This window comes from Prosthecomicrobium pneumaticum, from assembly GCF_014199915.1.
Lineage (GTDB): Bacteria > Pseudomonadota > Alphaproteobacteria > Rhizobiales > Kaistiaceae > Prosthecomicrobium > Prosthecomicrobium pneumaticum.
The window spans coordinates 468,118-481,350 of record NZ_JACHOO010000001.1; the positions used below are offsets into that span (position 1 = coordinate 468,118).

General features: G+C 70.7%; 16 protein-coding genes and 1 pseudogene. 16 read left to right on the plus strand and 1 reads right to left on the minus strand.

Annotated features, from left to right (window positions below; all coding sequences use genetic code 11):
* Positions 1 to 7: 7 nt before the first annotated feature.
* Positions 8 to 907 (minus strand): sensor histidine kinase, encoded by a 900-nt coding sequence (locus GGQ63_RS02100; RefSeq protein ID WP_183851984.1) that lies wholly within the window; start codon positions 905 to 907, stop codon positions 8 to 10.
* A gap of 846 nt (positions 908 to 1,753) precedes the next feature.
* On the opposite strand from GGQ63_RS02100, the gene gvpA reads away from it, so the two are divergent.
* The 16 genes and pseudogenes from gvpA (at position 1,754) to GGQ63_RS02180 (ending at position 13,140) form a co-directional block, all read left to right on the plus strand.
* Entirely contained in the window at positions 1,754 to 1,966 is a 213-nt protein-coding gene (gene gvpA, locus GGQ63_RS02105) for a gas vesicle structural protein GvpA (RefSeq protein ID WP_183851985.1), read from the plus strand.
* 335 nt (positions 1,967 to 2,301) lie between these two features.
* Positions 2,302 to 3,063 carry a hypothetical protein gene (locus tag GGQ63_RS02110; protein ID WP_183851987.1) on the plus strand — a complete coding sequence of 254 codons (762 nt, stop codon included), beginning with the start codon at positions 2,302 to 2,304 and terminating at the stop codon, positions 3,061 to 3,063.
* Between the two features lie 64 nt (positions 3,064 to 3,127).
* Entirely contained in the window at positions 3,128 to 4,174 is a 1,047-nt protein-coding gene (gvpN, locus tag GGQ63_RS02115) for a gas vesicle protein GvpN (protein WP_183851989.1), read from the plus strand.
* Complete coding sequence (locus GGQ63_RS02120; protein WP_183851991.1) at positions 4,171 to 4,521, plus strand: hypothetical protein; 351 nt, start codon at positions 4,171 to 4,173, stop codon at positions 4,519 to 4,521. Before gvpN ends, GGQ63_RS02120 begins: the two co-directional genes overlap by 4 nt.
* 11 nt (positions 4,522 to 4,532) lie before the next feature.
* On the plus strand, positions 4,533 to 5,093 hold the full coding sequence (gene hsp20, locus GGQ63_RS02125) for an archaeal heat shock protein Hsp20 (RefSeq protein ID WP_183851993.1): 561 nt from the start codon (positions 4,533 to 4,535) through the stop codon (positions 5,091 to 5,093).
* A gap of 5 nt (positions 5,094 to 5,098) precedes the next feature.
* On the plus strand, positions 5,099 to 6,118 hold the full coding sequence (locus tag GGQ63_RS02130; protein WP_183851995.1) for a hypothetical protein: 1,020 nt from the start codon (positions 5,099 to 5,101) through the stop codon (positions 6,116 to 6,118).
* Positions 6,115 to 6,891 carry a GvpL/GvpF family gas vesicle protein gene (locus GGQ63_RS02135; protein WP_183851997.1) on the plus strand — a complete coding sequence of 259 codons (777 nt, stop codon included), beginning with the start codon at positions 6,115 to 6,117 and terminating at the stop codon, positions 6,889 to 6,891. Before GGQ63_RS02130 ends, GGQ63_RS02135 begins: the two co-directional genes overlap by 4 nt.
* A gap of 8 nt (positions 6,892 to 6,899) precedes the next feature.
* Complete coding sequence (locus GGQ63_RS02140) at positions 6,900 to 7,151, plus strand: gas vesicle protein GvpG (RefSeq protein ID WP_183851999.1); 252 nt, start codon at positions 6,900 to 6,902, stop codon at positions 7,149 to 7,151.
* 78 nt (positions 7,152 to 7,229) lie between these two features.
* Positions 7,230 to 7,496, plus strand: a pseudogene (locus tag GGQ63_RS02145) (gas vesicle protein GvpO); the annotation flags it as partial.
* Between the two features lie 175 nt (positions 7,497 to 7,671).
* Complete coding sequence (locus tag GGQ63_RS02150; protein WP_246429558.1) at positions 7,672 to 8,004, plus strand: gas vesicle protein; 333 nt, start codon at positions 7,672 to 7,674, stop codon at positions 8,002 to 8,004.
* Entirely contained in the window at positions 7,997 to 10,117 is a 2,121-nt protein-coding gene (locus tag GGQ63_RS02155; protein ID WP_183852003.1) for a CDC48 family AAA ATPase, read from the plus strand. The genes GGQ63_RS02150 and GGQ63_RS02155 overlap by 8 nt, the downstream gene beginning before the upstream one ends.
* A complete protein-coding gene (locus GGQ63_RS02160; protein WP_183852005.1) occupies positions 10,114 to 11,106 on the plus strand; it encodes a GvpL/GvpF family gas vesicle protein in 993 nt (330 codons plus the stop codon). The genes GGQ63_RS02155 and GGQ63_RS02160 overlap by 4 nt, the downstream gene beginning before the upstream one ends.
* A gap of 23 nt (positions 11,107 to 11,129) precedes the next feature.
* On the plus strand, positions 11,130 to 11,933 hold the full coding sequence (locus GGQ63_RS02165) for a GvpL/GvpF family gas vesicle protein (protein WP_183852006.1): 804 nt from the start codon (positions 11,130 to 11,132) through the stop codon (positions 11,931 to 11,933).
* Complete coding sequence (locus GGQ63_RS21910) at positions 11,926 to 12,153, plus strand: gas vesicle protein (RefSeq protein ID WP_343061058.1); 228 nt, start codon at positions 11,926 to 11,928, stop codon at positions 12,151 to 12,153. Before GGQ63_RS02165 ends, GGQ63_RS21910 begins: the two co-directional genes overlap by 8 nt.
* Positions 12,154 to 12,157: 4 nt before the next feature.
* Positions 12,158 to 12,838 (plus strand): GvpL/GvpF family gas vesicle protein, encoded by a 681-nt coding sequence (locus GGQ63_RS02175; RefSeq protein ID WP_183852010.1) that lies wholly within the window; start codon positions 12,158 to 12,160, stop codon positions 12,836 to 12,838.
* On the plus strand, positions 12,835 to 13,140 hold the full coding sequence (locus tag GGQ63_RS02180) for a gas vesicle protein K (protein ID WP_183852012.1): 306 nt from the start codon (positions 12,835 to 12,837) through the stop codon (positions 13,138 to 13,140). The genes GGQ63_RS02175 and GGQ63_RS02180 overlap by 4 nt, the downstream gene beginning before the upstream one ends.
* The last annotated feature ends 93 nt before the right edge of the window (positions 13,141 to 13,233 follow it).

The window sequence follows — 13,233 nt, forward strand, 5'->3', positions numbered from 1 at the left end:
ACGTCCTTCACTGCGCTGGGGCCAGCTGGATGGAGAAGACGGTTCCGCGGCCCTCGCACGGGCGCGCCTCGATCGCGCCCCCCACCCGCTGCAGCAGCGTGCGGACGACGTGCAGGCCGAGCCCCCGGCCGGTCGCCTTGCCGCTCACCAGAGGCTCGAAGATGCGTGCACCGAGAGACTCCGGTATGCCACGTCCCGTATCGCCGATATCAACCCGAACCGTTCCGGCGGGTTCCTGCGCCACTCGCACGGTGAGACGCCGGGTCCAGAGTGGGACGTTGACCATCTCCTCGACCGCGTTGGCGATGACATTGTGAAGGACCTGCTCGAGCAGCGTCTGGCTGCCGCGCACTGCCGGCACCGTGGCGGGCCGTTCGAACTCGAGATCGACGACCGTCTCGGCGAGTGCCGGGCGGAGGCGGGCGATGACGGCGTCGATGGCCTCCAGAACGTCGCCGGCGCCCGCTTCAGGACCGCCATTCGCAGGCTCGGTCGCGCTGCGGACGATGTCGGCGGCGCGCTGCGCTTCCTTGCGGATGGCGACCAGCAGATCCTGGAGCCGCTTCAGGCTCGCGGCCTGCGCCTCGATCGCGTTGAGCGCGGCGCCGGCGAGATTGGTGATCGCGCCGAGCGGCTGGCGCAGTTCGTGCGCCAGCATCTTCACCGCCTCGGCGGGCGCGGTCTCGACGAGCGGTCCTACGGGGAGCAGAGCACCCTCCCCGAGGATCCCAGCCCGCTCGCTGCGCAGAACGGCGTGGTCGCCGACCGGCCCCAGAGGCTGTGGCGCGCCGGGCAGATCCGGAGCCACGCCGGTCGCGGCGGACGAGCGCAGCGCGAGCACGGCCCGGGCGCGCTGAATCCTGCGCTGGTCCGCGCTGCCGGCCCCCGGCATTTCGGGAGTTCTCATGTGGATGACCTTCGGATCAAAAATGGAGACGGGGCGGCCTCCCTCCACCCCTTGCTTTCGAAACGCGTGCGCCCAACCGATCGGGAAGGCGCCGGCTCTCCGAACCGGCGGGCCGGACGGGCGGCGGCCTAGCGCCGCTGCAGGAGCCGCGGACCGAGGCGATGCCCTGGACGATAAAACCCTGCCGCGCCGAGGCGGCCGGACGAGTGTTCGTCCGCGACGCGGCCCGCGCCCCCCGTAACCCGCGTCGTGCAAGCATGATGCATCATCGTTCCTGCCCCCTCTTCAATGCCCCCGACAACGCCCGATCAGCGGATTGGGCGTTGCGCAGCTACGGATTCCTCAACCCAGAGTACCCCAGTCGATGTCTCATTAAATTGGATCAACTATTCCGGATTTGAAGAATTGCCCGTGTCGCACTGTTTCGCCAACGGCGCGAGAGGGGGGGACATCGTTCTATCGCCTCCCGAATTATTTCCCCGTTGCTCCCCCGCCAATTCGGCACAGCTCCGACACGGCAAACCCACCGGCGGGCCGGCCTGCCGGTGGACGCCGCGCTCCGACAGCCTCCTCCGTGATCGGGCCGAGCCTGGAACGAAGGCTCGCATGGCGCCGGCCGACTGTCCGCCCGTGCGTCCCCGGTTTGTCCTAGGGCAATCCCTAGGATGCTCCCACCCACCGCCGGCCGGCTGCCGGCTTCGCCTGATTCCATCCCGGGGATAGACCGACGCAAGCCCGGGCCGACAGCGCCTAGCTGAAGTGAAGCCGACCAGCGACAATGCAATTGCTTACTGGCACTGCCTGTGTCCACTAAGTGCAGATTTTGCTTGTCAAGAGGAGATTCTGATGGCAGTAGAGAAGATCAATGCTTCCAGCAGTCTTGCGGAAGTCGTCGATCGTATTCTCGACAAGGGCGTCATTGTTGATGCCTGGGTTCGCGTTTCGCTGGTCGGCATCGAACTGCTCGCCGTCGAGGCGCGCGTGGTCGTTGCGGGTGTCGATACCTACCTGAAGTACGCCGAGGCCGTCGGCCTGACGGCGGGCGCTCAGGCGGCCTGACGACCCGCAAGCGGGTCCACAGTTCCGGTGGGGGAGGCTCCTCGCGAGTTTCTCCCTCCGAGCTGTGGCGCTGGGGTGACTGCGCGTCGTGTCGTCCGGACGGACCCGGCGGCGGCGTTGTTTCTATGACAAGCAACTCATTCGATCGTTTGACCAGCCGTTGTGCGGACTCTTGGTCTCGAGCGGCTCGTCGGCAGGCAGACCGCCTCCTCCGGCGAGCGCCAACGAGGGAGTCCACCTCCCGAATCCGGCAACCCGGCAAGCGATATCTGGCAAGCGAGAGCTGGCGAGCGAGAGCCGGCAAGGAGGCATGGACCGTGTCTTTGACCCGACAGATGTCTACGATCGTCGCGGCGTCGAAGGCCGCGCGTGCGGCGCGGCACGACGCCGTCGGGCGCATCCGCGCCGAGACCGCGCGACATCTTGCGGCAGCGAGCGCCGCCCACAAGGCGAGTGCGGCGCAGCAGCGCAAGCATCTCGCCGCCGAGATCGGCAGGCTGCGACGCGCCACCAAGCAGATCCTCGGTGCAGCCGAGCGTCAGGTGGGGTCCTACCGCAAGACCCGGCTCGCCGGCGCCGCCAAGCTGCGCAAGGAGCTCTCGACGGCTTTCAAGGCGACCCGGACGGCCGGCAACGCCCGTCGCGCGGCGACCTGGAAGGCCCTGAAGGCGCAGTACGGGGCCCGCCGGCAGGCGACGGCCAGCGCTCTGCAGGCGCTCCGCGCCGGCGTCTCGGCAGCGACCGTGGCCAATCGGGGCTTTCTGGCCGAGCTCGCCAAGGACCGCGCCGGCGCCGCCCGCCTCTGGCACGAGCGGCTCGTTTCGCCGGCCGCTCCGGTCGCCGTGACGCCCGCGCCGGCCGTGGTGGCTCCTGCGGCGCCCGAGCCGGTCGCGTCTGCACCGACCGTCGTCACGCCGGTCGAGCCGGCTACCGCCGCCGCCATCGAGGCGGAAGCCGTGAAGGTCGAGCCGGTGAAGGGGGAGACCGCCGATGCGCCGGTTTCCGAGCCGGCGAAGGTGAAAGCGGAGCCGGCCGCCAAGGCCGAGGTGAAGGCCCCGACGGCCGCCGCCAAGCCGCGCCCGGCGAAGGTCGAGTAAGGCCCACGGCCCGTAGGAAGGCGGCGGCCTCGCTTGCGGGGCCCCGCCGAACAGGAAGGCAATCATGACGCTCGTCTCACAATCGCTCGACGTCGACATCAACGGCGCCGGGAGCGCGACGCTGCCCGCGCCGGCCCGCAGCAGCGCTTCGACTCTGGCGCCGCGGCCGCGCTCCGACTTCGTGGAGACGGGGGCTCTGAAGGATCTGACACGCCGCGGGCTGAGCTTTCTGCGCGCCGGTTATCCGCTGCACTTTCGGGGTCCGGCCGGCACCGGAAAGACCACGCTCGCCCTGCATGTCGCGGCGCAGCTCGGCCGGCCGGTCATCCTGATCTCCGGCGACAACGAACTCGGCACTGCGGATCTGATCGGCTCGCAGCGCGGCTACCACTACCGCAAGGTCGTCGATCGCTTCATTCACAGCGTGACCAAGCTCGAGGAAACCGCCAACCAGCAGTGGACGGACCACCGTCTCACCACCGCCTGCCGCGAGGGCTACACGCTCGTTTATGACGAGTTCACGCGCTCCCGGCCGGAGACGCACAATGTTCTGCTCGGCGTTTTCGAGGAGAAGATGCTCTTCCTGCCGGCGCAGGCCGGACGTGATCATTACATCCGCGTCCATCCGGACTTTCGGGCGATCTTCACGAGCAATCCGCTCGAATATGCCGGTGTCCATTCGAGCCAGGATGCGCTCGCCGACCGACTGGCGACGATCGATGTCGACTATCCCGAGCGCGAGATGGAGGTGGCGGTCGCCGCTGCACGTTCCGGCCTGCCGAAGGCCGCCGCGGCACGGATCGTCGACCTCGTGCGCGCCTTCCGCGCTTCGGAGAACTACGTCCAGACGCCGACGCTCCGGTCGAGCCTGATGATCGCCCGGGTTGCGGCGCTCGAGGGCTATACCGTCGCCGCCGACGATCCCCGTTTCGTCCAGCTCTGCCTCGATGCGCTCGAATCGCGCGTCTTCTCCGGCTCGCAGGCGAAGCTCTCGGAGCGGCAGGAGCGGCGGACGGCTTTGCTCGCCCTCGTCGCCACACACTGTCCGGCCGCCGGCGCGAAGCCGGTCCGGGTCCGCGCGACGCCGAAAGCGGTGGAGAGCCTCGCATGACCGAGCCACGGACAGGTCCGTTCAAGCGCGGCATGCGCGACGTCGCCACGATCCAGTCGCGGCTGACCCACGCCCGGCCGAACAATCGCACCCAGGCGGTGGGTCGCTATGCGCGGCTCGAGAACGAACGGATGCGGCTGCAGCGCGAGCTCGACAACTGGACGATGCGCAAGCTCGAGGCGGAGCGGGCGCTCGCCCGGATCGACGCGGAGATCGCCGCGATGCGCGATCTCCTGCTCGGCACGCCGGATGCCGCGCGCACTCCGGCGCGTCGCCGGCGTGCCGCGCCGAAGGGCCAGGAAGCGCTCGTCTCGGCACCTGCCCTGCCCGAACCGCTCGATTACTGAGGAACGCGGGAATGAGCGGCGAAGACGACGATAAAGCGGGCGGTGGCGAGGGCGGCAAGCCCGCCGGAGCCGGCGGCGGTCCGAAGGGCGCCGAGGCGATCGCGGAGATCGGCGCAGTGTTCAAGGGGCTCGGCGGCTTCGTCGAGATGCTCGGTGCGCTGGTCGAGAAGGCCGAAACTGTGGAGCGCCAGGGTTCTTTCACCGTCAAGGGCGCGGGCGACGAGGCGCAGGGCGTCTATGGCTTCAGCGTCCGCACGGGTCTCGGCGGCGTCCCGCGCGTCCGCAGTTTCGGCAATGTCCGCCCGACGGCCAGGGGTCCGGTCGTGGACGATGTGCGCGAGCCACTCGTCGATCTCTTCGACGAGGCCGACGGGGTGATCGTCACGGCCGAGATCCCCGGCGTTGCGGAAGACGAGATCGCGCTTTCGATCGAGGACGGCAAACTCTCGATCACGACGAGCGGCCGCCATCGCTATGCGAAGACGATCGCCCTCCCCGCCGGTGTCGACCCCGCCTCGCTCGAACGGAGCCATCGCAACGGCATCCTCCAGGTCAAGCTGCGGAAGGTCTGAAACGTATGGCGGGTGTCGTCGAGGTCGTCGAGAACATCTCCGTCGGCGGCGCCCGGGTCCGGGTCGTCACGGATTGTGCGCGCGACGTCGGATTCCTGGTGGATGCGGAGAAGACTGTGGTCGCCCGTCTCACCGAGCGGGGCCTGTGGCCGCACGCGGCGGTGACGCTGATCGTGCTCGACGAACTCGCCTCCCTGGTCGGGCCGCTCAAGGCGCTCGGCCGGCTGCCCGAAGCGGCGCTGCTGCAGCTGCCGCAGCGGCCCATGGTCAATCTCTACGATCCGCGCAGCCCTGCGGAATGCTTCATCTTCGTCAACCGGCGGATCATGACCGACGAAGGCTGCTGGGGCGACGCGCGGGCCGCCACCGGGCTGCTGGCGCACGAACACGCCCATCCGCTCTCGGAGGCGCCGGCGACGGCGGCGGCGCGGACGCTCCAGGTGCGGGTGGAGGCGCCGCCCGTGCTCATCGAGCCGGCGCTGCATCTGGCCCGGACGCTGTCCACCGGGGCGGTCACGGAACTGCTCGCCAACACCTTCTGCCTCAAGCAGGGTTTCGGCGAGGCGATCGGTCACCTCGACCGGCTGACGCTCGGCCGCGCCCTCGCCAACCTGCCGCAGAGGGCGGAGCTCGAACGCCGGGCCAGCGCCGCGGTGGCGGCCGGGTCGCTCGCCCGGGCGGTGGCGCGGCCGCTGCTCCTCATCGCCGATGCGCAGATTGGCCTGCCCTTCGCGCTCGAGATCGCGCCCTTCGCGCGGGCCGGAGCGCCCGATGAGGCGATGGCGCTCGAAGCGGTGCTGAGCGCCGGGCTTCTCGCCGCGATGCCCCCCGAGGTCGGCGAGATCTATGGGGAGTTGCGGCGCGCCTTCGAGCGCGTCCAGCCGGAATGGGATACCCGGGCCATCGAGGCCTGGTGCACAGAGATCCTCGCGCAGCTGTGCGCATTCCTCTCGGACGGCGGCGCCGCGATCCGTTTCAGCCTCGAACCGGCCGCAATGGCCGGTCCGGAAGGAAGACAGTCATGAGCCGGTCCTCCGCCATCGAGGGCGACGCGCCCGACGGCAAATATCTCTACGGCATCATCGAAGCCGCCGACGACGCACAGTTCGAAACGCCCGGAATCGGCACGGGCGCGCCGGTGCACACGCTGCGCTGCGGCCGGCTCGCCGCGGTGGTGAGCGACGCCCCACGCATCGATTATCCGAACAGCCGTCGCAACATGCTGGCGCATACCCGGGTCATCGAGGAAGTGATGGCCCGCCACACCCTGCTGCCGGTGTGTTTCGGCACGGTCGCCTCCGACGCCGAGGCCGTGGTCGAGAAGATCCTGCGGCCGCGCCGCGACGAACTGCTCGAGCGGCTCGGCCTGATGCAGGACCGCGTCGAACTCGGTCTCAAGGCGACCTGGCACGAGGATGTGGTTTTCGAGGAAGTCCTCGCGGAGAACCCGGCGATCCGCAAGCTGCGCGACTCGCTCGTCGGCCGGCCCGCCGAAAAAACGCATTTCGATCGGGTGCGGCTCGGCGAGCAGATCGGCCAGGCGCTCGAGCGCAAGCGTCTCGAAGACGAGCAGCGCATCCTCGACCGGCTGCGCTCCTTCGTCCACATGACGAAGCTCAACAAGCCGATCGGCGACCGCATGGTGCTCAACGCCGCCTTCCTGGTCGAGGCGGCGCAGGAGCGCGCCCTCGACCAGGCGGTGCGGGCGATGGATGCCGACTGGAGCGCCCGGCTCGGCTTCAAATATGTCGGTCCGGTGCCGCCCTACAATTTCGTGACCATCACCATCCACTGGTAGAGGCGGCCATGGCGATCCTGACCAATGTTCTCGGTGCGCCGGTCGTCGGACCGCTCAAGGGCGTGCTGTGGCTGAGCCGGCTGCTGCTCGAGCAGGCCGAGGCGGCCCTCTATGACGAGAACGCCATTCGCGCCGGGCTGTTTGCGCTCGAGGAACGGCTCGAAGCCGGCGAGATCGACGAGGCGCAATATGAGAAGGAAGAGGACGTCCTGCTCGAGCGGCTCAGAATCGCGCGGGAACGACACCGCGGCGGCGGCTGAGCCGGCCGTCACGATCCCCCCCGCCCCGCCCGCCGCGGGGCCGCAGAAGCCGGCCGGTGCGGCCGGCAGAAGGAATGCCCGATGAACACCATGGAACTCATCCGCACGATCAAGGCCCAGCTCCACGAGCTGACCGGCTTCGCGGCGGAGAGCGTGTCGCAGCTCACGCCGACCGAAACGGGCTGGGAAGTCGTCGCCAATCTCGTCGAGCTGAAGCGCATCCCGGCCTCGACCGACCTGCTCGCGGCCTACCGGATCACCCTCGACAAGGAGGGCAACGTCACCAGCTACAGCCGGGTGCGCCGCTATCTGCGCGACCAGCTGATCGAGGAAACGGCCGACTGAAGCGGCATGCGGGGCGGCGAGCCGGCCGGCGCCGGGGGGCCCGCGCCGGCTCGACCGCCTCTTGGGGGGCCGCTCTCGATCGGCCTACCGGAACCGCCGCCCGGCCGGGCGGCGGAGGATTTCCGGCCGGGCGGCGGCGCACGCCGGCCCGGCCGGCTGGAAAGGACGTGAACAGATGGCCGATCAGAGGATGGAGCACTCGGTCCAGGCGGCGGGCCTCGCCGATATCCTGGAGCGCGTCCTCGACAAGGGCATCGTGATCGCCGGCGACATCTCGATCTCGCTGGTCGAGGTCGACCTGCTCAACATCCGGCTCCGCCTCGTGGTGGCGTCGGTCGACCGTGCCATGTCGATGGGAATCAACTGGTGGCAGAGCGACCCGCATCTGAGCGTCGAGGCGAGCGCGCTGCGCGAGGAAAACCGGATGCTGCGCGAGCGGCTCGACCAGGTCGAGGTGGCGCTCGGCGTCGCCCGCCCGACGGAAACGATCGGCGCGCGCGATGAGTGACCCGGCCGAACCGCTCGCCTTCTGGGTCCGCGAGGCGGACGGCCGCGATGTCGGCCGCGGCCTGGTCCGTCTCGACCCCGCCGACATGCAGCGGCTCGGGGTCGAACCGGGCGATGTGGTCTCGATCGCCGGCCGCCGCACCACGGTGGCCCGCGCCATGCCCGCCCATGCCGGCATGCGCAAGCAGAGCCTCGTCCAGCTCGACGGGCTCACTCGCGTCAATGCCGGGGCGAGCCTCGACGAGAAGGTGGTCCTGAGGGCAGCGGCGGTGGCACCCGCCCGCTCCGTGACGCTCGCCCAGGCGGGGACGCGGGCGGCCCCGCTCGAATCCCGGCAGCTCGCCCGGTTCCTCGAGGGGATTCCGGTGATCGCCGGGGACCGGGTGCGCACGACGCTCGTCGGCGCGCAGGCGCGCGAGTTCACGGTGGAGCGCACCGATCCGCCCGGCCCCGTGCTCGTCGGCGCCGAGACGCGGATGCGCGCGGTCGACGGCGCCGCCGGCGGCACGACCGTGACCTATGAGGATGTCGGCGGCCTGCGCGCCGAGGTGCAGCGCATCCGCGAGATGATCGAGCTGCCGCTCAAGCATCCCGAGGTGTTCGCCCATCTCGGCATCGAGCCGCCCAAGGGCGTTCTCCTCTCCGGCCCGCCCGGCACCGGCAAGACGCTGATCGCCCGTGCGGTGGCGCGCGAGGCGAACGTCCATTTCATTCATCTCAACGGCCCCGAGATCATCGACAAGATGTATGGGGCGAGCGAGGCGCAGCTGCGCCGCATCTTCGAGGAGGCGCAGAAGAACGCGCCGTCGATCATCTTCATCGACGAGTTGGACGCGATCGCGCCGAAGCGCGAAGAGATGAGCGGCGACCGGCAGGTCGAGCGCCGCGTCGTCGCGCAGCTGCTCGGACTGATGGACGGGCTCGAGACGCGCGGCCACGTCGTCGTCATCGCCGCGACGAACATTCCGAACGCCATCGACCCGGCGCTCCGCCGGCCGGGCCGGTTCGACCGCGAGATCGTCATCGGCGTGCCGGACGAGGCCGGTCGCCGCGAGATTCTCGCGGTACACAGCCGCGGCATGCCGCTCGCCGCCGATGTCGATCTCGACCGGCTCGCCGCGCGCACGCCGGGCTTCGTCGGTGCGGACCTCGCCGCGCTCTGCCGGGAGGCCGCGATGAGCACGCTCAGGCGGCTGGCGCCCGACCTCACCCTCGAAGACGGCCGGCTCGCCGACCACACCCTCGCCGCCCTCACGGTCGCCGGCGTCGATTTCGAGGCCGCCGTCGCCCTCGTCCAGCCGAGCGCGCTGCGCGAGATCGTCACCCAGGCCTCGCACAAACGCTGGCAGGACGTCGGCGGGCTCGACGCGGTGAAGCGCACGCTGACCGAGGCCGTCGAGTGGCCGGCCCGGCACGCCGATCTCTTCGCCGCCGCGGGCGTGGCACCCCCGCGCGGGATTCTCTTCTACGGTTCACCGGGCACCGGCAAGACGCTGATCGCCAAGGCGCTCGCCGGGGAGAGCGGTGCAAATTTCATCCCTGTGAAGGGTCCGCAGCTGATCTCGATGTGGGCCGGCGAATCCGAGCGCGGCGTCCGCGAAGTGTTCCGCAAGGCGCGCCAGACGGCGCCCTGCATCATCTTCTTCGACGAGATCGACACGCTGACGCCGGCGCGCGGCGGGCTCGGCAACGCGATCACCGACCGGGTGGTCGCGCAGCTGCTCACCGAGATCGACGGCATCGAGGAGCTGCGCGGCGTCACCGTGCTCGCCGCCACCAACCGGCTCGACCAGATCGACCCGGCGCTTTTGCGGCCCGGACGCTTCGACCTGCTGATCGAGTTCGGCATGCCCGACCTCGCAACCCGACGCGCCATCCTCGACGTGCATGTCCGGCCGATGCCGCTCGCCGACACCGTCGATCTGGTGACACTCGCCGCCGCGACGGACGGACTCGTCGGGGCGGAGATCGAGGCGCTCTGCCGCTATGCCGGCATCGCGGCAATCCGCGATGCGCTCGCGGTGCGCGCCTCCGGCCGCGCTGCCGCGCTGTCGGTCGAGCCGCGCCATTTCCACGATGCCCTCCATCTCGTCCGGCGGGAGAAGGTCGAATGACCGAAACGCTTCTGTTCGCCGTCACCGGCGCCGATCTCAACGGGGCGGATCTCGAGGGTCCGGGCCTGCCGCCCGGCCTGACCATCGTCCGCGAGAGCGGTCTCGCGGCGGTCGTCGGGCCCGCCCCCGAGGGCGGCTTCCATCAACAGGAGCGCAGTGCGCTGCTGCCGCTGCTGCTCGCCCGTCAGAAGCTGATCGGGCGGCTGCTCGACAGCGCAACCATCCTGCCCGTGGCGCTCGGGACATCCGTCGAGGACATCGGCCGCATCCGCCATCTGCTCGCCGCCGGTGCCCCCGTGATCAGAACCGCGCTCGGCACGGTCGATGGCTGCGTCGAATACGGTCTGTCGGTGCGCGCCGAGACCGTCGCGAAGACCGACGAGGACGAGGAGCAGGCGGAAGAGGACGCCCTCGGCGCCACCGCCACCCTGCTCTTCGAGACGATCGCCGCGCAGGCGGCGGATTCGGCACGGGCCCGCGCCGCCGAGCGCCGCGACCGGGCGCGGCGAGTCCTGATCGAGCGCCTCGCGCCGATCTGCCGCGATCTGATCGTCACAGAGCCTGGTGATCCGTCGGTGATCGCCGAGCTGGCGCTGCTGGTGCCGCGACGCGCCGCCGAGGCGCTCGACGACGCACTCGAATCCGTCGACCAGAGCTTTGCCGGACAGCTGGCGCTGCGGCTCGTCGGCCCCCTGCCGCCCTACAGCTTCGCCACGGTGCACGTCCATCTCGGCACGATGGCGGCGGCCGAGGCGGCGCGGCGCCTGCTCGGCGTGCCGGCCGGCGCCGATCCGGCGGCACTGCGTCAGGCCTATCGGCACGCGATCCGCCGGGTTCATCCCGACCTCGTGCCCGAAGGCGCCGAGCCGATCGAGGCCGCGGATGGCACGGCGGCCGACGTCGCGGCGCTCACCGCGGCGCACCGTGTGCTGCAGGCCGAGCACGTGCCGGTGTCGATCCGTCGCCAGCCGACGCAGGCGGCCGGCTGAGAAAGGGCGGCGGGAGAGACGCTATGCTCTATGCCTATGCGGTGACGGACGATCCTGGTCCCGAAGGCGGGGCGCCCCTGCCCCGGTCCGGCATCCTTCCCGAACTCGGCGTGGAGCGCATCCGCGAGAGCGGCGTCGCCGTGATCGCGAGCCCCGTACCGGCCGGCCTTCTCGACGCCGAAGCGATCGCCGAACGGATCAACGATCCGGAGTGGGCCCGCGAGCGGGTCCTCGCCCATCAGGCTGTCGTGACCGCGCTGCTCGGCACCGCGGCCGTGCTGCCGCTCAAATTCGGCACCCTGTTCTCTGGCACGGCGGCGCTCCGCGCGACGATCGAGACTCGCCGGACTGCCCTCGCCGAGGCGCTCGATCAGGTGCGCGGGGCACGCGAATGGGGCGTTCAGCTCTTCGTTCGCCAGCCCCCGCAGGCGGCCCCGCATGCCGCGGCCGGCCGGGCCGGGCCGGGCGCCGGGGCCGCCTTCTTCCAGCGCAAGCGGGAGGCACGCGCCGCCGAGCAGGCCGCGGCGGCGGCGCTGGACCGGCTCGCCGCCGACAGCCACGCCCGTCTGGCCCGCCGGGCGCGGGCGGCGGTGATGAACCGGCCGCAGCCCGCCGCCGTGCACCGCCGGCCGGGCGAGATGGTGCTCAACGGCGCCTATCTGGTGGCGGAGCAGGACGAGGCGGCCTGGCGAGAGGATCTCGCCGCGCTCGAACGTGAGGCTCCCGAGACCGGCGCCGACTATGCCCTCACCGGACCGTGGGCGCCCTACAATTTCACCGGAGGCGCGCTCGGGGCCGGCGCAGGAGGCGGGGTTGGCAGTGGCTGAGCCTCCACGCACCAGCGGCGACGTCGCGCTCGCCGACCTGCTCGACCGGGCGCTCGGCAAGGGACTCGTCCTTTGGGGCGAGGCGGTGATCTCGGTCGCCGGAGTGGATCTCGTCTATGTCGGGCTCAAGGTGCTCGTCGCCTCGACCGACACGGCCGAACGGATGCGGCGCGCCGGCACATCCGATCCGACCCGTTCGGTGGCGCTGCGAGACGGGTGATCCGATGCTTCATCTCTACGCCGTGATCGATTCGGCGCCACCGGACGCGGCGGTGGGCGGCGCCGGGACGGCCGGCCTGCTTTTCGTGTCCTGGGATGGCATCGCCTGCGCCGCCGGACATGCCGCGGCACGCTCCGGCCCGCCGACATCCGCGGAGGTTCTGCGCCATCAGGCGGTGATCGAGGCGCTGATGCCGGTCGGTGCCCTATTGCCGCTGCGGTTCGGAACCATGGTCGACAACGCCCATATCTGCCGCGATTTCCTCGCCCGCAATGCGGCGGCGCTGCGCCACCGGCTCGACTGGGTGCGGCACTGCGCCGAGTATGCGTTGCGCGTCTGCGGGCTGGAGGCCGATCCGGCGAGGGCGGTACCGGCGCGGGCAGAGGGTCCCGGCGCCGCGCATCTGCGCACGCTGCTGCGCCGTGTCGGCGGCTGGCCGCCGTCGGACGCGGCCTTCCCGCACGATCGCCTGCTCGCCCACGCGAAGGACCGTGTGCTCTGGCCGAGGACCGAGGGTTCGGCCGACCTGCGCGCCTCCTTCCTGGTGCCCCAGGCCCAGACGGAGCGCTTCCTCGCCGATCTCTCGGCGCTGATGCCGCTCCGTCCGGATCTCGTCTTCACCTGCACCGGTCCGTGGCCGCCCTATTCCTTCGCCGATATCGGCGGCGGAACGGCGGCGCCATGACCGAAGGCACGATCCCCGATCTCATCGGCGCCTTCCAGGACGGGCGGGTCGCGCTCGATCCGGAGAAGGTCGAGCAGGGCCTCGCCAAACTCGTCCTGATGCTGGTGGAAACGCTGCGCCAGCTGATCGAGAAACAGGCGATCCGGCGGGTCGAGGGCGGCTCGCTGTCGGACGAGGAGATCGAGCGGCTCGGACTGACGCTGATGCGGCTCGAGGAGAAGATGGCGGAATTGCGCGCCGTGTTCGGACTCGACGAAGCGGACCTCACCCTCCGGCTCGACCTGCCGATCGAGACGCTCTGACCGGCCGCCCGACGTGACGGCTCCCGGCCGCCCTGTCGCCGCTCTCCCGAACCCTCCTCCTCGCACCGCCGTCCGGTATCGCGCGATCGGCGC